The sequence below is a fragment of the Paraburkholderia sp. GW821-FHT02A12 genome, assembly GCF_059422005.1.
Genome location: NZ_JBWKWA010000001.1, coordinates 2,648,975 through 2,665,570, shown reverse-complemented (window position 1 = coordinate 2,665,570; position 16,596 = coordinate 2,648,975). Strand labels below are relative to the sequence as shown.

Sequence of the window (16,596 nt, the reverse complement as noted above, 5' to 3'; positions counted from 1 at the left end):
CGTTCTAAAGTCCTCAGGCCGCCAGCTGCTGCGCTTTGTCGAGCGCCTCCTTGCGCTTTTGCAAGCTGGCCAGCATGTCGAAGTCGGCCGGGAAGTCGTCGACCTTCACGACTTCGGTGCTATAGCGTGCGTAGTCCTCGAGGACCTGGCGTTCGTCGGCGTCGATCAAGCCTTTCTGCTGCGCGGCGGCGGTCCACGCGGCCAGTTGCGGCAGGCTTTGCGGCATCGGCGCAAGCAGGCCTTGCCTGACCGCGTCGCGCAGTTTCTGATCGATCTGCGTGACGCGCGGGTTCAGCTGGAACGCCAGTTCGCCGTAACCGAGCGCATCGACATCCGGATGCGGCACGTACGAGTCCGACACGAGACGATCGCGCGCCGCGCCCGGCGTTTGCATCAGCTCGGCAATCTCGGTGCCGAGCCGGTCGGACGGCTCGCGATGCGGCAGGCCGAACGGAAACGCGAGCACCCGCACGAGGCGCGCGGCGAGGCGGTTCGGATAGTTGGCAAGCACGCCGTCGATCGCCTGTTGCGCTTTGTACAGCGAATCTTCGACGCCCCAGCGTACCAGCGGCAGATCTTCTTCCTGACGGCCTTCGTCCTCGAAACGCTTGAGTGTCGCCGAGATCAGGTACAGCTGCGACAGCACGTCGCCGAGACGCCCGGAAATGCGTTCGCGCCGTTTCAGATCGCCGCCGAGCACGAACATGGAGACGTCGGCGAGCAACGCGAAGGCGGTCGAGATGCGGGTCGCCGCGCGATAGTACGGGAAGAGCGGCGCATACGCGGTGCGCGGCCTGGCGATGAGCGCGCCGCCGCTCACGCCGTAGACGAAACTGCGCACCACGTTCGACAGTGTGAAGCTCACGTGGCCGAAAAACGCCGCATCGAAATCGCGCAGCGCTTTGGCGTGACCGGTTTCGCGCATCGCGGCTATTTCCTTGAGCGCATACGGATGACAGCGGATCGCGCCCTGGCCGAAGATGATCAGGCAGCGCGTCAGAATGTTCGCGCCTTCCACCGTGATGGAGATCGGTACCTGCTGATAGGTGCGCGCGAGGAAGTTCGACGGCCCCATGCAGATGCCCTTGCCGGCGGCGACATCCATGCCGTCGTTGATGACCATGCGGGCGCGCTCGGTGATGTGATATTTCGCGATCGCCGAAATCACCGACGGTTTTTCGCCGAGGTCCACCGCATGCGCGGACAATCGGCGCGCGGCGTCCATCACATACAGATTGCCGCCCATGCGGCCGAGCGCTTCCTGCACGCCTTCGAACTTGCCGACGGCGGTGCGGAACTGGCGGCGTATCGCGGCGTAGGCGCCGGTGCCGCGCACGGCGATCTTCGCGATCCCGACATTCGATGACGGCAGCGAAATCGCCCGGCCCGCCGCCAGGCATTCCATCAGCATGCGCCAGCCGTTGCCGACCTGCGCGCGGCCGCCGATCACCCAGTCGAGTGGAATGAAGACGTCCTTGCCCGAGTTCGGACCGTTCTGGAACACGGCATTGAGCGGCCAGTGACGCCGTCCGATCTCGACCCCCGGATGGTCGGCCGGAATCAGCGCGCAGGTGATGCCGGGCTCTTCATCTGAACCGAGCAGGCGGTCGGGATCGAGCGCGCGAAACGCGAGGCCGAGCACAGTCGCGATCGGGCCGAGCGTGATGTAGCGCTTGTCCCAGGTGACGCGAAAACCCAGCGCCTCGCGGCCTTCAAACGTGCCTGTGCAGATGATGCCGAGGTCCGGAATCGCCGCCGCATCGGAACCGGCGTAAGGATTCGTCAACGCGAAGCAGGGGATCTCTTCGCCACGCGCGAGGCGCGGCAAATAGTGGTTCTTTTGCTCTTCGGTGCCGTAGTGCATCAGCAATTCGGCGGGGCCGAGCGAGTTCGGCACCATCACCGAAACGGCGGCGGCCGAACAGCGCGTCGCGAGCTTCATGATGACCTGCGAATGCGCGTAGGCGGAGAACTGCTTGCCGCCGTACTGCTTCGGAATGATCATGCCGAGGAAGCCCTGATCCTTGATGTACTGCCAGGTTTGCGGCGACAGGTCCTGCCACACCATGGTGGTTTCCCAATCGTTGGCGAGATCGCACAGATGCTCGCATTCGTTATCGAGGAACGATTGCTCCTCGGCACTCAGCCTGGCCGGCCCGTAGCCAAGCAGCGTGTCCCAGTGCGGGCGGCCCGAGAACAGTTCGGCGTCCCACCAGACGGTGCCGGCTTCGATCGCGTCGCGCTCGGTCGGCGACATCTCCGGCAGGATCTTGCGGAAGGTATCGAGCACCGGCTTCGTGAGCCAAGCGCGGCGCAGCGGCTTGAGCGTCAGCACCAGCGCCGGCAGCACGAACAGGATGGTCAGCAGCGTTGCCGCTGCCGGCCCCGCCGAGCCGCTGACGTGCGCGGCCGCCACCCACGCGATCATGAAGGCAAGCCACCATGACGCGCGTGCCTGAACGTAGACGAGCGCAAGCGCGGCGATGACGAGCACAAGGATGAACCACGGCATGACGTTTCCTCCTGTTTCGATGGTGCGTGCGAACGCATCCACGAGGCGCGCACGGCTCGCGTTCTGTGGTTGATCTTCTGCTGGCGGTTTGGCAGCGTTCGCCGCGCTTTTTGCTCGCCTTCGAGTCGTGTTTTCTGTTCGACAGCGCGGCGGCGCTTAGGTGCGGCTTAGGTGCGGCCTAGGTGCGGGATCTGGACGCGCTGCTCAGCTATGCGGCATTCATGATGTTCCGGTGCGCACCTGGAGGTTTGTCTGGATTCGAGCCCGGCTTCGAGCGCGATGGCGTGGCGAGTACTCGCCGTGCCGCATCGCGCGGCTTGTGTCCGGGCGGCCCATGACGGCGCCGCCCGGCAGGCTGCGCTCAAGCCGTGCCGTGCAGCGCATGATGAAACGAACTCGCCTCGACGCTGCCGGCCGGGCGCTCACCGTCCGGCGCGGGCGAGGCCGCCGCCGATCCGCTCGAAGCCTGCTGCGCGGCAGCCACCGCCGGGTTGGCGCAGGCCGTCTGGCCTTGCTCGCCGCCGTCGGTGGCGTCGCCCAGCACGGCGGCGAACGTGGCCAGCTGGCTGCCGTCGGGCAGCGGCGCTTTGAGCGCGGCCACCATCAGCGAAGCGAGACGTGCGATCAGTTGCAGATCGTTCATCGACTTGCCCTGCGAGAACTCCGAAATCAGGCTGTCGGTATCGGTGCCGGCCAGCACGCCCGACAGCGCGCCGATCGCGAAGTGCAGACGCCAGCCGAGTTCTTCACGCGGCAGATGCGGCAGCGCGCGCTGGAACGCATCGAAGAAGCGCATGGCCACCGATTCGTAATGCGCATTCAGGAAGTCGCGAATGAAGGCTGACGGATCGGTATAAGCGCGCCCGAGCAGCCGCAGGAACGCCTTGCCGCCGATGCGCGGCTCGCGCGAAAGCCGTAGCGCCGGAATAAACATCGCGCCGAGCACGTGCTCGCAGGTCAAACGCGGGCCGAGCATGTCGTCGAAGCGGTCGAGCAGCTTGAGCCGCTCATGATTGAGCTGGTCGAGCCGGCGCGACAGCATCGAGTGAATCAGCGATTCCTTGCTGCCAAAGTGATAGTTGACCGCCGCGAGATTCACTTCGGCACGCGAAGTGATCTGGCGCAGCGACATGGCCTCATAGCCGCATTCGATGAACAGCGTTTCCGCCGCGTCGAGGATGCGGGACTTTGTGTCGCCGGCATGCCGGCCTGTTGTGCGAACTGCCATGTTGCGTCTCCCAGTTGCCGGGCGTCCGGCCGCAAACAAGCGATTCAAATGAGTATTTGGAACAGCCGTTTTTTTTCAGGATAAGGAAGGATGAACTTGGCGATCAAGGGTTCATTGTCGATTAACTCCTCTAGAAGACCTGACGAGAGTGGGGCTGCGAACCCGCGCGACACGTCAAGGCGCGCGGCAATAAAAAAGGCCGTTCCGATCGAAATCGGAACGGCCTCGTATGGCTTGTTACCCTGATTTGGTCCTGCGTTGGTTCTTTTGCTGCGTGGCGGTTCGAGCCGCCTTGGCGTCTGCCCGATAACGGGCCGGGGAAATAGCTGTTTGGTTCGAACGCTTAAAGCTGTGTCGCCACCTCTTTCGCGGACTGGGTCATGTCGATGCCGCGGCGCTCGCGGCTGAACGGAATCAGCGCGGCGATCACGATCACCACGATGCCGATCACGACGGCCATCACCAGCGCGTAGTTGTTGCCGTGCGCTTCGGCGGCGCTCGCCTGCAGCGGGCCGTTGACGGACGCGATCAGATTGCCGAGCTGATACACGAGGCCGGGGAAGGTCGCGCGAATTTCATCGGGCGAGATTTCGTTCAGATGCACCGGAATCACTCCCCATGCGCCTTGCACCGAAATCTGCATCAGGAAGGCGCCGGCCGCGAGCAGCACAGGCGTGGTCGAGAATGCCCACAGCGGCAGCACCGGCAGCGCGATCAGCGCGGCGATAAAGATTGCGCGCTTGCGGCCGATCTTCTCCGACAGAGCACCGAAGAACAGACCGCCGACAATCGCGCCGATGTTCAGCGTGATCGTGATCCAGGACACCGTATGCGCGTCGAACTGATGCTGAACGCGCAGGAAGGTCGGATACAGATCCTGCGAGCCGTGCGAAAAGAAGTTGAACGCGGTCATCAGAACGATCGCATACAGGGACAGCCCGATATGCTGCTTCAACGTGGCGACGAGACCCATGTGCGCTTTCTTTTCGAGCGTTTTGAACGCCGGCGACTCCGGCACGTGTGCGCGTATGTACAGCACGAGCAGCGCCGGCAGCACGCCGACGAAGAACATGCCGCGCCAGCCGATGTATTGATAGAACACGCCGAACACGATCGACGCGAGCAGATAGCCGCTCGGATAGCCGGCCTGCAACAGGCCCGATACGGCGCCGCGCGACTTCGGCGGCACGGTTTCCATCGTCAGCGCGCCGCCGACGCCCCATTCGCCGCCCATCGCGATGCCGAACAGCGCGCGCAGCACGAGCAGGGTGGTCAGATTCGGCGAAAAGCCGGACAGCAATTCCAGCAACGAGAAGCACGCGATGTTGACCATCAGCGTGGGGCGGCGGCCGAATTTGTCGGCGAGCCAGCCGAAAATCAATGCGCCGAGCGGACGCATCATCAGGGTCAGCATAATGCCGTAGGCTACTGCCGGGATTTTCGTATTGAACTCCGCCGCAATATCTTTCAATACGAAGACCATTAGAAAGAAATCGAATGCGTCGAGTGTCCAGCCCAGATAGGCGGCGATCGTGACGTTTCTCTGTTCCCGGGTCCAGTTCATTGATTGTTCTCCAGAGTCTCCATTAACCCCTGACGACGGGCGCCTGCGCGGCCCCGCACGCCCCGCAGCCTGCGGCTTCGAGCGAGTGTACGCCGAGCGTTAAGCGCTTGCATGAATGATCCGGCGTTTATACGTATTAGTACCTGGAGCGAATTGCGTCCCGAATCTTTATGCATGCCGGATGTCTGGAAAATGTAATTATTGTATTTTTGCGGCGGTCATCCGCCGTTGGCCGCATGCCTCATGGGTGCTCGAGGCGCAAGAGCGCATCTGCGAGGTCGTCGAGCGACAGCGGCTTGGTGAGGTGGCAGTCAAATACGCCAACGCCTGCCTCGTGGTGGCTGGAGTCATGGGTATAGCCCGTCAGCGCCACCAGCTTCGTCTGGGAGCACTGTGCGCGCAGGCGCAGCAGCTGCGCCAGCTCGAAGCCGTCCATGCCGGGCATCGTGATATCGATCAGGGCAACGTCCGGGGTAAATGACTCCACGATCCGCAGCGCGTCGGGTCCGCTCTGTGCCGGCCTGACTTCGTGCCCATCCAGTTCCAGCAACGTGCCCAGTGCCTCCGTGGTGTCCGCGCTGTCGTCCACGAGGAGGATGCGCATCGGCGCCATCGTGTGCCACGCGGTCATGGCCGCTTCGCCCGTGCTGGCGCAGACAATGGGGAGTTGCAGGCTGACTTCCGTCCCCTGGCCTTCACCGGCGCTCGCAATCGTGACGGTGCCGTTGTGAGCTGCCACCAGATGCTTCACGACGGCGAGTCCAATTCCGAGCCCGCCTTCCGCGTGCCGGCGTGCAGAAGGCGACTGGGCAAACATGTCGAAGACGTGCGGCAGCAGTGAAGCTGAAATGCCCGCGCCGCTGTCCTTCACCTTGATGAGCGCGGTGTGGGGCGAGGCATCGTGTATCGACCCGTCGCCGAGGTCCGGCGCCTCGACCAGCAAAGTAATCTCGCCGTCGGGCGGCGTGTATTTCACCGCATTCAACAGCAGATTCGACACGACCTGTGTGAGGCGGGCAGGGTCCGCGTGAACGGTCACCGGATACGGCGGAACGGTGACATGCAGCCGGTGCCCGCCGTTGTTGACGTCGGCCTTCAGTGCCGTTACCGCGTCCGCCACGATGTCCTGGAGCAATCCGTATGAAGGACGCACGGAAAGTTTGCCGTGCCTGATCCGGGAAGCGTCGAGCAGGTCACTGACGAGCCGTTTCAGTATCCGCATCTGCCGATCGGCGATGCCCAATGCGGACAACACGGCGGGATTGTCGGTAGCCAGCTTGCGCGCCGCCTTCAGGGCGCTGTCAATCGGGGCAATGGGATTGCGCAGTTCATGACTCAGGGTCGCAATGAAGTCGTCCTTGCGTGCTTCGACCAGCGCCAGCGCATTCCTTGCTGCCTCCGCTTCGGCCGCGCGGGCTTCCGCGTCGGCTTTCGCCCGGGTCATGGAGAGCGCCGCGCAGGTGAAGTTCGCCAGACTGGTCAGGATCCTGAGGTCCTCGGAGTCAAACAGATGCGCCTTGTCGTGCGACATCACCCACACCGTGCCCCATGGCTCGGGTTCGCCTGGAATCGGCACGACCAGTTGTTCGATAACCTCGGGCGTAACGTGTTTCAGGCATTCAAAGTGGCGTTGCGGAAACGAGAACAGCTGCCCGGCAGCCAGTTCGATCGTCACGCCGTTCGGACTGTCTTCAACGGGCGCGGTGGTGTTGATGGCGGCAACGCACTTGCCCGACACGGCGGCCCATCTGAAGACCGGCGCGCCGTTCGTGTCGCGTTCCAGCAAGCCGATGCCCGCGCTGCCCGCCTCGCATAGATCGAGCGCCATGTCGGAAAGCGTTTGCAGCATGGCGCCGTCCGAGGAGGTCAGCGCTCGTGCCAGACGATGCATCGATTCGCTTTCGGCAGCGAAGTCGGGTGGTCGATGTGAGCGCGCGCCAAGCGCTGGTGTGACCAGGGTGCCCGCGCGCCGCGCGCGGTCCGCTGCGGATTGCGCAGACGGTCCGGCCATATGGCCTCCAAGGCGTAATTGGTGTCGGGATGCACGCGCAAGGGACGGCGTGCAGACTGAATTGTAGTCCGCGCTTGTCGTCCGCGCGGCATAAACCGCCTGCAAGGCGAGGCGGCAATGCGAGGCGGCAATGCGGTCGCCCGCGAGGCCGGACATGCCCTTCGGGTATGCTTGTTGCGCCGATAATCTGTTCCTCCTTCGACGTATGCGCGGCACCTGAATTGGCGACGGTACTTCTAGTTGATGACGATCCGAATATTCTACGTCCGCTCCAATTACTGGTGGAACGCGAGGGATATCGTGTGCTGACTGCGCGCGATGGCGAGGCGGCCCAGGCCGTCGCTGCGATCGAGAGTCCGAGTCTCATCGTGACCGACTGGATGATGCCGCGCGTCGATGGCGTCGAACTGTGCCGGCGATTGAAGGGCGACGTCGCGACGGCCGGCATTCCGGTGATCATGCTGTCGGCCGCGCTGCCGCCCCATCCGGCTGAGCCGCTATGGGACGTGCTTTTGCTCAAGCCTGCCCCGATCGCGCGACTGATCGGGACTATTCATAACCTTCTCGACAAACCTCAACCGGACGCGCCATGAAGGACACGCGAGTGGTGAACGCTCAGGTGTGCGGATCGACAGACCGATCGCCGCGCCGCGATGGAAACCGCGAAACGCAATACCAAACGCAATATGTTTCGGAACCGTGATCGGGGCCCTGCGCGGTTTCTGCAGAGGAATAGGCGAAGGCCCGCGCGGCGGTCGGATTTCCTGTGATGAAAGCGGCATGTATGCCGCGAGTTTTTACACTTCATTGCAATTTGTGCACGGCACCGCGTGAAGAGCCGCATTTTTGCGGTGTCTGCGTTGGCATGCTGATTGCGTCGTCGCTTTTAAGAGGCTTCGCGCGTCGGCCGACGGCGAACGCGAGGTTTCTCGCCCGGTGTAGAGGCAAACCATGCAGGAGAGTTTGCGATGAAATCGAACTTCAGAAACATCATGGTGATCGCGGCAATCGCGCTGCTGACGGCGGGGGCGGCGGGCTGCAAGCGCGCCGACACCAGCAGCGGCGCCGCTACGGGTGCGGATAGCGCCGGCGCAATGAGCGGCCCTTCTGCCGCGAGTGGCGCAGCCGCCGCGGGAGGCATGAGTAAGGCCGCGTCAGGCGCGAGCCAGTAGCCCGCCTGGCGTTTCGCCGGCTACCGGCATGCACGAGGATCGAGGAGGGCGAGGAGCGGCCCGCGGCGGGCAACCGTCGCGGGCCGGCTCGCCAGGCACGGTCTGCCGTCCAGCCGGTTATCCTCCACGTACGTAGTGGTCGGAAACCACGCGTCGCCGGTGAATCCAGGCGATCGCCAGTTCGATCGCCTGGTCCATTGCCTCCTGTGCCTGTCCGAAATCACCGTCGACGCCGACCGAGCGCTCTTCTCCGTCCCGATCGACGATCGTCGCGGCGGCGGAAAATCGTCCACCCTTCGCGGCGGTCACAACCGGATGGATGAGGCAGCCGCCATATTCAATAGCGTTTCCGTGTTGCATGGTGACCTCCCTCTGCGATACGCCTTCATTCCGAACCCGGAAGCAGCACGCGCGCCACGCGCGCTTCGACTGCAAAAAGTCCGCGCTTCCAGGACCTCGACCTGCGCTTTTGATCGTAACGCTTCCCGCACTCGACGACACGCCTTGCCGTGCAGAAGGCGTGCGTCCCGAACTCTCGCGCACACAAGACCCGCGCGTCGCCAGGGTTATGCATATGGGCATAGACTGAGGATGAGTCGCCACTGATTCGCGGCAGCACCGCTGGCTGAAAAAGAAAAGAAACCGCGGGCTCGACGGCGGCACTTCCTGTCTGGACGACAGGCGGAACCGGCACCGGCCGGCCAGTTCGCCATCCGCAGGTCCTGGTGAGCGCCGCCGTCGACGGCCCATTGGACCCATTGGCCCCATCGGGTATGACCGAATGCAGCACGCTGCCCGGCCTCCGCATCCGGCAGGCGGCGTGTGCGGCGTGCGCGAGAGGCTGGCGGCGCGCGCGATCGACAAGGCGATCGACGAGGCGACTGAAGGAACATTGAAGGAACGATTGACGGAGGTGATGCATGAGCGTCTCCACGAGCAGTTTCGACGAGCTGATCGGTCGCGAATACCCGCATGGTTTCGTGACCGAGCTGCTGGCCGACGCGTTGCCGTGCGGATTGAGCGAGGACGTGATCCGGCTCATTTCCGCGAAGAAAGACGAGCCTGAGTTCATGCTCGAATGGCGGCTCACAGCCTATCGGCACTGGCTCACCATGACCGAGCCGCGTTGGGCGACGATCCAGCATCCGCCGATCGACTATCAGCGCATCGTCTATTATTCCGCGCCGATGGCGCAGAAGAATCGTCCGAAGAGTCTCGACGAAGTCGATCCGGAACTGCTGCGTACTTACGAGAAGCTGGGCGTGCCGCTGGCAGAGCGCGAACTCCTCGCGGGCGTGGCGGTGGACGCCGTCTTCGACAGCGTTTCGGTGGCCACGACGTTTCGCGAAAAGCTCGCGGAACTCGGCATCATCTTCTGTTCGTTCTCGGATGCCGTGCAGCACCACCCCGAGCTGGTGCGGGAGTATCTCGGCTCGGTCGTGCCGCACACCGACAATTTCTTCGCCGCGCTGAATTCCGCTGTGTTCAGCGACGGCTCGTTCTGCTACATCCCGCCGGGCGTGCGCTGCCCGATGGAGTTGTCGACCTACTTCCGCATCAACGCGCAAAACACCGGCCAGTTCGAGCGTACGCTGATCATCGCGGACAAAGGCACGTATGTGAGCTATCTGGAAGGCTGCACGGCGCCGATGCGCGACGAAAATCAGCTGCATGCCGCGGTGGTCGAACTGATCGCGCTGGAAGGCGCGCAGATCCGCTATTCGACCGTGCAGAACTGGTATCCGGGCGATGCCGCGGGCAAAGGCGGCATCTACAACTTCGTGACCAAGCGCGGCGACTGCCGCGAGGCGAATTCGAAGATTTCGTGGACGCAGGTGGAAACCGGTTCGGCGATCACGTGGAAGTACCCCAGCGTGATTCTGCGAGGCGATAACGCGGTCGGCGAGTTCTATTCGGTCGCGCTGACCAATCACTATCAGCAGGCCGACACCGGCACGAAGATGATTCACCTCGGCCGCAATACGCGCAGCACGATCCTGTCGAAGGGCATTTCGGCGGGCCGCGGCAAGAACGCGTATCGCGGGCTCGTGAAGGTCGGCCGCGCGGCGGAGGGCGCACGCAACTACACGCAGTGCGATTCGCTGTTGCTCGGCGCGCACTGCAGCGCCCATACGTTTCCGTATATCGAAGTCAAAAACCCGACCGCCAGGGTCGAGCACGAAGCCTCGACCTCGCGCATCGGCGAAGACCAGTTGTTCTATTGCCGGCAGCGCGGACTGTCTCCTGAAGACGCGGTGTCGATGATCGTCAACGGTTTCTGCAAGGAAGTGTTCAAGGAGCTGCCGATGGAATTCGCGGTCGAGGCGCAGAAGCTGCTCGGCGTCAGTCTGGAAGGCAGCGTGGGATAACCACGATATTCGTGAGGTAGACGAACCATGCTTGAGATCAGCAACCTGCAAGTCGAAGTCGACGGCAAGCAGATTCTGCGCGGCATCGATCTGAGCGTGAAGGCCGGCGAGGTGCACGCGATCATGGGCCCGAACGGCTCGGGCAAGAGCACGCTCGCGCATGTGCTGGCGGGGCGCGAGGACCTGGCCGTCACGGGCGGCGCGGTGTCGTATCTCGGACGCGATCTGCTGGCGCTCGCGCCTGAAGAACGCGCGCGCGAGGGACTCTTTCTCGCGTTCCAGTATCCCGTCGAGATACCCGGCGTAAGCAATATTTATCTGCTGAAGGCCGCGTTGAACGCGCAGCGCCGGCATCGCGGCGAGCCCGAACTCGACGCGATCGAGTTCCTGCAACTGATCAAGGAAAGAATGACGCTGATGCAGATGGACGAGACGCTGTTGTACCGCGCGATCAATGAAGGATTCTCCGGCGGCGAGAAGAAGCGCAACGAGATATTGCAGATGGCGGTGCTGGAACCCCGGCTCGCGATTCTCGACGAAACGGATTCCGGACTCGATATCGACGCCTTGCAGATCGTCGCGCGCGGTGTCAACAGCATGCGCGCGCCCGAACGGGCGATCGTGCTGGTGACGCACTATCAGCGGCTGCTGGATTACGTCGTGCCGGACCGCGTGCATGTGCTGGCGAACGGCCGCATCGTGAAATCGGGGCCGCGGCAGCTGGCCGAGGAACTGGAGCGCAAGGGCTATGGCTGGATCGAGAATGAGGTGGCGCATCCGGCAGCTCGCGCAAGTGCGGGGCATCGATGAAAGACAAGTCGCTCGATCCTTTCCATGACGCTTTCAGACACGTCGCCAGAACCTTGCCCGGCGCCGAGTTGCGGTGGCTGCGTGTCGCGCGCAACAGCGCCTTCGACCAGTTCGACGCGCTCGGCTTGCCGACCACGCGTCAGGAGGACTGGAAATACACGGACGTGTCGGCGATCGGCAAGCATGCATGGCATTTCGCGCCGCAGCATTCCGGCGGTGCGGCCCGCATCTACGATAGCGAGATGCGCCGCAGCGTCGATGAACTCGCGCTGGATCAGGCTGGTTACCGGCTGGTCTTCGTCGATGGACGCCACGTGCCGCGGCTGTCGAAACTGAACGGCTTGCCGCACGGCGTATTCGTGGGCTCGCTCGCGCGGGCGTTGCGGGAAATGCCGCAACGGCTCGAACCCACCATCGCGGCGAAGACCTATGCCGACGGCTTTGCGGCGTTGAATACGGCGTTCATGGCGGACGGCTTCGCGGTCGTGCTGCCGCCCGGCGAGGTCGTCGATCAGCCGCTGCACATGCTGTTCCTGAGCGACGAGTCGGGTCTCGCCGTGCAGCCTTTCAACATCGTGCTGGCAGGCGCGCGTTCGGGCTGCACAATCGTCGAACATTTCGTCGGACTGAGCGATGAGGACTATTGGACCAATGCGGTCACCCGCATCGTCGCGGACGAAGAGGCGGATGTGCAGCACTACCGGTTGCAGCAGGAAGGTCCGAAGGCGTTTCATATCGCGTCGGTGGTCGCGGCCCAGCAGCGCGCCAGCCGTTTTACCTCGCACGCGTTCGCGTTCGGCGGCGCGCTGTCGCGTACAGGCATCGGCACGAGCCTGAACGCCGCGAACGCGCACGCCACGCTGAACGGTCTGTACTTCGTCGGCGGGCGGCAGCACGTCGATCACCACACGCGCATCGACCACGCCGACGTGCATGGCACGAGCCGCGAGTACTACCGCGGCGTGCTTGACGGCGCCGCGCACGGCGTGTTCAACGGGCGCATCATCGTGCATCCCGATGCGCAGAAAACCGACACGCATCAGTCGAATCACAACCTGCTGCTGTCGCGCGACGCTGAAATCGACACCAAGCCGCAGCTCGAGATCTACGCCGACGACGTGAAATGCACGCACGGCGCGACGGTCGGCCAGCTGGACGAGGATCAGCTGTTCTATCTGCGCGCGCGCGGCGTCGAAGAGCGCATGGCGCGCTCGCTGCTGACCTACGCATTTGCGCGCGACGTCGTCGAGCGTGTGCGTATCGATTCGCTGCGCGGCCGGCTCGAAGACGTGCTGCTCGCGCATACCCCGGAAGGGGCGCGCATCAGGGAGTTGCTATGAAGCCGATCGAATCCATGCGGGCGCCGGATCCCCGCAATGTCGCGCACTGGCGGGCCGACTTTCCGATTCTGGGCGAACGCGTGCACGGCCGGCCGCTGGTCTATCTCGACAACGGCGCCACGACGCAAAAGCCCGCTTCGGTCATCTACGCGGAAAACGCTTTTTACCGTCATGGCAACGCCAATGTGCATCGCGGCGTGCATCTGCTGTCGCTGCGCGCGACCGATGCCTACGAAGCGGCACGCGCGAAAATCGCCCGCTTCATCCAGGCGCGGCGCCCGGAGGAGATCGTGTTCGTGCGCGGGACGACCGAAGCGATCAATCTGGTCGCGCAGAGCTACGCGCGGCCGCGGCTCGCGCCCGGCGACGAAATCCTGATCAGCGCGATGGAGCATCATTCGAACATCGTGCCGTGGCAGCTCGTCTGCCAGCAGACCGGCGCGGTGCTGAAAGTCGTGCCAATCGACGATACGGGCGCGCTCGATGTCGACGCATACGAAAGCCTGCTCGGCGAGCGTACCCGGCTAGTCGCGATCACGCATCTGGCCAATGCGCTCGGCAGCATCAATCCGGTGGAGCACATCGTTGCCGCCGCGCACGCGAAGGGCGTGCCGGTGCTGCTGGACGGCGCGCAGGCGATCTCGCATCTGCCCGTCGACGTGCGCGCGCTCGATTGCGATTTCTACGCGTTTTCCGGGCACAAGGTGTACGGGCCGACCGGAATCGGCGTGCTGTACGCCAAGGCCGCGCTGCTCGACGCGATGCCGCCATGGCAGGGCGGCGGCGACATGATCCGCTCGGTGACGTTCGAAAAGACGGAGTACAACGCAATTCCGTGGAAGTTCGAGGCCGGCACGCCGAATATCGCTGGCGCGATTGCGCTCGGCGCGGCGCTCGATTACGTCGACGCGATCGGCATGGAAGTCATCGCCGCGCACGAGGCCGGCATACTCGCCTACGCGACCGAAGCACTGCGGGCTGTTCAGGGCTTGCGCCTGATCGGCACCGCGGCCGATAAGGCGAGCATCCTGTCGTTCGTGCTCGACGGCGTGCATGCGCACGACGTCGGCACGATTCTCGATCGTCACGGCGTGGCCGTGCGGGCGGGCCACCACTGCGCGATGCCGGTGATGCAGCGCTTCGGCGTGCCGGCGACCGTGCGCGCGTCATTGGGCCTCTACAACACGCGTGAAGATATCGACGCGCTGATTGAAGGACTCGGCCACGTCGGGGAGGTATTCGGACGATGAACGATCTGAGCGAACTCTATCAGGAGGTCATCTTCGATCACTACCGGCAGCCGCGCAATCGCGGCGTGCTGGCCGGCGCCAACCGCACGGCGGAGGGTTACAACCCGTTGTGCGGTGACAAGGTGACGCTGTATCTGAGGATCGAGGACGGTATCGTCAAGGAGGCGAGCTTCGAGGGCTCGGGATGTGCGATCGCCACCGCATCGGCATCGCTGATGACCGAAGCGCTGAAGGGCAAGACGGAAGCCGAGGCGCAAGCGCTGTTCGGGCGCTTTCGCGACATGGTGACGGCAAGCGCTCCGGTATCGGCGCCGGTGCCGGATCTGGGCAAGCTCGCGGTGCTGTCCGGCGTGCGTGAATTTCCCGCGCGGGTGAAATGTGCGACGCTTGCGTGGCATACGCTGCGTGCCGCGCTGCAAGGCGAGAACAGTACGGTATCCACGGAGTAGCGAATCATGAGCGAATCCGGTTGGTGGAAGCGGGCGCAAGCCCGTGACGACGCTGCCGGCTCTGACAGCGGCGACCTGAAAAGCCGGGTCATCGAGGCGTTGCGCACGGTGTACGACCCGGAGATTCCAGTCAATATTTACGACCTGGGCCTGGTCTATGGGCTCGATGTCGATACGCAAGAGGGACGGATTGAGATCCGCATGACGCTCACCGCGCCCGGCTGCCCGGTCGCGCAGACTTTCCCGGCGACGGTGGAAGATGCGGTGTTCGAGGTAAGCGGCGTGAACGATGTGCACGTCGAACTGGTGTGGGATCCGCCGTGGTCGCGCGAGCGGATGTCCGATGCCGCGCGCCTGCAACTGGGGATGCTCTGACATGTCGGACTGGGTCGAGGTCGCCGCCATAGGGGATCTGCCGCCCGGGACGCACCGCACCGTGGAGGTGGACGGCGCGCAGGTGGCCGTATTCAATCTGGACGGCGTCTGCTATGCGATTGAAGACGTCTGCACGCACGACGGCGGCATCCTCACGGGCGGCGAGGTGAACGGCGACGTGGTGGTCTGTCCGCGTCACGGGGCCAGCTTTTGCATCAGGACAGGGAAGGTTCTCGGGCCGCCGGCTTACGAGGATGTCGCGACGTTTCCGGTTCGCGTCGAAGGCGGGTTCGTTCAGGTGCGGGACGCGCGGTGGGATTGAGCGTGTACGACGGTTGTGTACCACCCCGAATCGGCAGTGACTGAGCAAGGCATCCTGGACTTCAGGCTGCACCGCGCCACGCGTTGAAGCCGTTCCTAAAACGCCCGCACGCTCGACGCCTTCAATCCGGCAGCGAAGGCAGATATGCCGTGCGCCTCACGTTCGCCGGGCAGAATATCCGGAACTCTACCGGTCCTGGCGGAGGCGCATCCTCGACCACGCCGCACGCATGCAGCACGTGCTGCAGGGCGGATATCACCTGTCCATCCGGGTCCTGGTCGATGGCGATGTCCATCGTGTGTTCCTCGATGTATTGGCGATGCAAGTCCAGCATTTCATGGCTCACCCAGACGACCTTCCCGGTCGCGCCGAACTTGCGCAACGCGGCTTCGATACCGGGCGAGCCATACCCGCTGCTGTAGATGCCGACCAGATCGCCCCGCTTCAGTGCGCTGACGACGGCGCGATAACACCTGTCCGGGTCATCTTCGGTTTCCACCTCCGCGCTATCGCAGACGAGTTCCGGAAAGGATTCAGCAAGCTGTGCCCGGCAACCGCCGATCCGGTCGATATGGGCGCGATAGTCCTTGCGGCTGCACAGCAGCAGCACCCGTCCAGACCGTCTTGCAAGCCGGCCGACGAAGTAGCCCGCCGTGCGCCCGGCACACAGGTTGTCGATGCCCGCGTAATGCAGGCGCCCCACGTCGCGGACGTCGGTGACCATCGTGACCACCGGTTCGCCGCGTTCGATCACGGTGCGCAAAGCATCGCGCACGCGCGGCGTGTCGTGAGTCGTCACGATCAGCCCCGATCGCTTGTAGCGCGGATGAAGGATGGCGTCGGTAATCACGTCGTCATCGGCTTCAGGAAGGGTCGACCGGTGCATGACGACCCGCTTGTCCAGCATCTGCATCGAGCGTTGCAGCGCGAGATTCAGACGGCCAAAGAAAGGCGTGCTGTTTTGCGGCAGGAGCACGTCCACATGCATCAGTCCGTGCCGCGTATCCGGCAGGATGCGCGGCACCGCGAGCTGCCGGGCCGCTGCCACGACGCGCGCGCGGGTCGCAGCCGACACACTGCCGCGTTCGTTGAGCACGCGATCGACGGTTGCCGGGCTCACGCCCGCCGCCTCTGCGATTTCGATAAAGCGCGCCGTGCGCTTACGCCGTGACGGCGGGGTGGCGTCGGTCATGT

General features: G+C 64.0%; 15 protein-coding genes. 9 read left to right on the top strand and 6 right to left on the bottom strand.

The genetic code is table 11. From position 1 onward, the window contains the following. Window positions 1-13: 13 nt before the first annotated feature. The 4 genes from AC07WT_RS12105 to AC07WT_RS12090 form a co-directional block, all read right to left on the bottom strand. Window positions 14-2,512, bottom strand: a complete 2,499-nt coding sequence (locus AC07WT_RS12105) for an acyl-CoA dehydrogenase (protein ID WP_494947272.1) — start codon at window positions 2,510-2,512, stop codon at window positions 14-16. A gap of 361 nt (window positions 2,513-2,873) precedes the next feature. Beyond that, on the bottom strand, window positions 2,874-3,740 hold the full coding sequence (locus AC07WT_RS12100; RefSeq protein WP_494947271.1) for a TetR/AcrR family transcriptional regulator: 867 nt from the start codon (window positions 3,738-3,740) through the stop codon (window positions 2,874-2,876). A 343-nt stretch (window positions 3,741-4,083) separates the two neighbouring features. Next, a complete protein-coding gene (locus tag AC07WT_RS12095; protein ID WP_494947270.1) occupies window positions 4,084-5,304 on the bottom strand; it encodes an MFS transporter in 1,221 nt (406 codons plus the stop codon). Window positions 5,305-5,545: 241 nt separating this feature from the next. Further along, entirely contained in the window at window positions 5,546-7,090 is a 1,545-nt protein-coding gene (locus AC07WT_RS12090; protein ID WP_494947269.1) for a hybrid sensor histidine kinase/response regulator, read from the bottom strand. Between the two features lie 392 nt (window positions 7,091-7,482). On the opposite strand from AC07WT_RS12090, the gene AC07WT_RS12085 reads away from it, so the two are divergent. Next, complete coding sequence (locus tag AC07WT_RS12085; RefSeq protein WP_494947268.1) at window positions 7,483-7,908, top strand: response regulator; 426 nt, start codon at window positions 7,483-7,485, stop codon at window positions 7,906-7,908. Window positions 7,909-8,283: 375 nt separating this feature from the next. Next, window positions 8,284-8,487: a hypothetical protein gene (locus tag AC07WT_RS12080; protein WP_492591609.1), complete on the top strand. Its 204-nt coding sequence runs from the start codon at window positions 8,284-8,286 to the stop codon at window positions 8,485-8,487. 117 nt (window positions 8,488-8,604) lie between these two features. On the opposite strand, the gene AC07WT_RS12075 is transcribed toward AC07WT_RS12080, so the two are convergent. Next, entirely contained in the window at window positions 8,605-8,847 is a 243-nt protein-coding gene (locus tag AC07WT_RS12075; RefSeq protein WP_494947267.1) for a hypothetical protein, read from the bottom strand. Window positions 8,848-9,407: 560 nt separating this feature from the next. Here AC07WT_RS12075 and sufB point away from each other — a divergent pair. Genes sufB through AC07WT_RS12040 form a run of 7 tightly spaced genes read left to right on the top strand, consistent with a single transcriptional unit; the run spans window position 9,408 to window position 15,402 of the window. Continuing rightward, complete coding sequence (gene sufB / locus AC07WT_RS12070) at window positions 9,408-10,856, top strand: Fe-S cluster assembly protein SufB (protein ID WP_494947266.1); 1,449 nt, start codon at window positions 9,408-9,410, stop codon at window positions 10,854-10,856. Between the two features lie 27 nt (window positions 10,857-10,883). Further along, window positions 10,884-11,666: a Fe-S cluster assembly ATPase SufC gene (sufC, locus tag AC07WT_RS12065; RefSeq protein WP_494947265.1), complete on the top strand. Its 783-nt coding sequence runs from the start codon at window positions 10,884-10,886 to the stop codon at window positions 11,664-11,666. Further along, entirely contained in the window at window positions 11,663-13,006 is a 1,344-nt protein-coding gene (gene sufD / locus AC07WT_RS12060; RefSeq protein ID WP_494947264.1) for a Fe-S cluster assembly protein SufD, read from the top strand. The genes sufC and sufD overlap by 4 nt, the downstream gene beginning before the upstream one ends. Then, window positions 13,003-14,256 (top strand): SufS family cysteine desulfurase, encoded by a 1,254-nt coding sequence (locus AC07WT_RS12055; RefSeq protein ID WP_494947263.1) that lies wholly within the window; start codon window positions 13,003-13,005, stop codon window positions 14,254-14,256. The genes sufD and AC07WT_RS12055 overlap by 4 nt, the downstream gene beginning before the upstream one ends. Continuing rightward, a complete protein-coding gene (gene sufU / locus AC07WT_RS12050; RefSeq protein WP_492591603.1) occupies window positions 14,253-14,705 on the top strand; it encodes a Fe-S cluster assembly sulfur transfer protein SufU in 453 nt (150 codons plus the stop codon). Before AC07WT_RS12055 ends, sufU begins: the two co-directional genes overlap by 4 nt. A 6-nt stretch (window positions 14,706-14,711) precedes the next feature. Next, window positions 14,712-15,080 (top strand): SUF system Fe-S cluster assembly protein, encoded by a 369-nt coding sequence (locus AC07WT_RS12045; protein ID WP_494947262.1) that lies wholly within the window; start codon window positions 14,712-14,714, stop codon window positions 15,078-15,080. A gap of 1 nt (window position 15,081) precedes the next feature. Next, a complete protein-coding gene (locus tag AC07WT_RS12040) occupies window positions 15,082-15,402 on the top strand; it encodes a Rieske (2Fe-2S) protein (protein ID WP_492591601.1) in 321 nt (106 codons plus the stop codon). A 121-nt stretch (window positions 15,403-15,523) separates the two neighbouring features. Here the strand turns inward: AC07WT_RS12040 and AC07WT_RS12035 are convergent, their stop codons facing one another. Next, window positions 15,524-16,594 carry a LacI family DNA-binding transcriptional regulator gene (locus tag AC07WT_RS12035; RefSeq protein WP_494947261.1) on the bottom strand — a complete coding sequence of 357 codons (1,071 nt, stop codon included), beginning with the start codon at window positions 16,592-16,594 and terminating at the stop codon, window positions 15,524-15,526. Between the last annotated feature and the right edge of the window lie 2 nt (window positions 16,595-16,596).

What these genes read in the sequence shown, in the direction of transcription:
- sufC (WP_494947265.1), top strand. Translation starts at nt 10,884, where the DNA reads ATGCTTGAGATCAGCAACCTGCAAGTCGAAGTCGACGGCAAGCAGATT.
- AC07WT_RS12095 (WP_494947270.1), bottom strand. Translation starts at nt 5,304, where the DNA reads ATGAACTGGACCCGGGAACAGAGAAACGTCACGATCGCCGCCTATCTG.
- AC07WT_RS12080 (WP_492591609.1), top strand. Translation starts at nt 8,284, where the DNA reads ATGAAATCGAACTTCAGAAACATCATGGTGATCGCGGCAATCGCGCTG.
- sufU (WP_492591603.1), top strand. Translation starts at nt 14,253, where the DNA reads ATGAACGATCTGAGCGAACTCTATCAGGAGGTCATCTTCGATCACTAC.
- AC07WT_RS12035 (WP_494947261.1), bottom strand. Translation starts at nt 16,594, where the DNA reads ATGACCGACGCCACCCCGCCGTCACGGCGTAAGCGCACGGCGCGCTTT.
- AC07WT_RS12075 (WP_494947267.1), bottom strand. Translation starts at nt 8,847, where the DNA reads ATGCAACACGGAAACGCTATTGAATATGGCGGCTGCCTCATCCATCCG.
- AC07WT_RS12055 (WP_494947263.1), top strand. Translation starts at nt 13,003, where the DNA reads ATGAAGCCGATCGAATCCATGCGGGCGCCGGATCCCCGCAATGTCGCG.
- AC07WT_RS12085 (WP_494947268.1), top strand. Translation starts at nt 7,483, where the DNA reads ATGCTTGTTGCGCCGATAATCTGTTCCTCCTTCGACGTATGCGCGGCA.
- AC07WT_RS12040 (WP_492591601.1), top strand. Translation starts at nt 15,082, where the DNA reads ATGTCGGACTGGGTCGAGGTCGCCGCCATAGGGGATCTGCCGCCCGGG.
- sufD (WP_494947264.1), top strand. Translation starts at nt 11,663, where the DNA reads ATGAAAGACAAGTCGCTCGATCCTTTCCATGACGCTTTCAGACACGTC.
- AC07WT_RS12045 (WP_494947262.1), top strand. Translation starts at nt 14,712, where the DNA reads ATGAGCGAATCCGGTTGGTGGAAGCGGGCGCAAGCCCGTGACGACGCT.
- AC07WT_RS12100 (WP_494947271.1), bottom strand. Translation starts at nt 3,740, where the DNA reads ATGGCAGTTCGCACAACAGGCCGGCATGCCGGCGACACAAAGTCCCGC.
- AC07WT_RS12105 (WP_494947272.1), bottom strand. Translation starts at nt 2,512, where the DNA reads ATGCCGTGGTTCATCCTTGTGCTCGTCATCGCCGCGCTTGCGCTCGTC.
- sufB (WP_494947266.1), top strand. Translation starts at nt 9,408, where the DNA reads ATGAGCGTCTCCACGAGCAGTTTCGACGAGCTGATCGGTCGCGAATAC.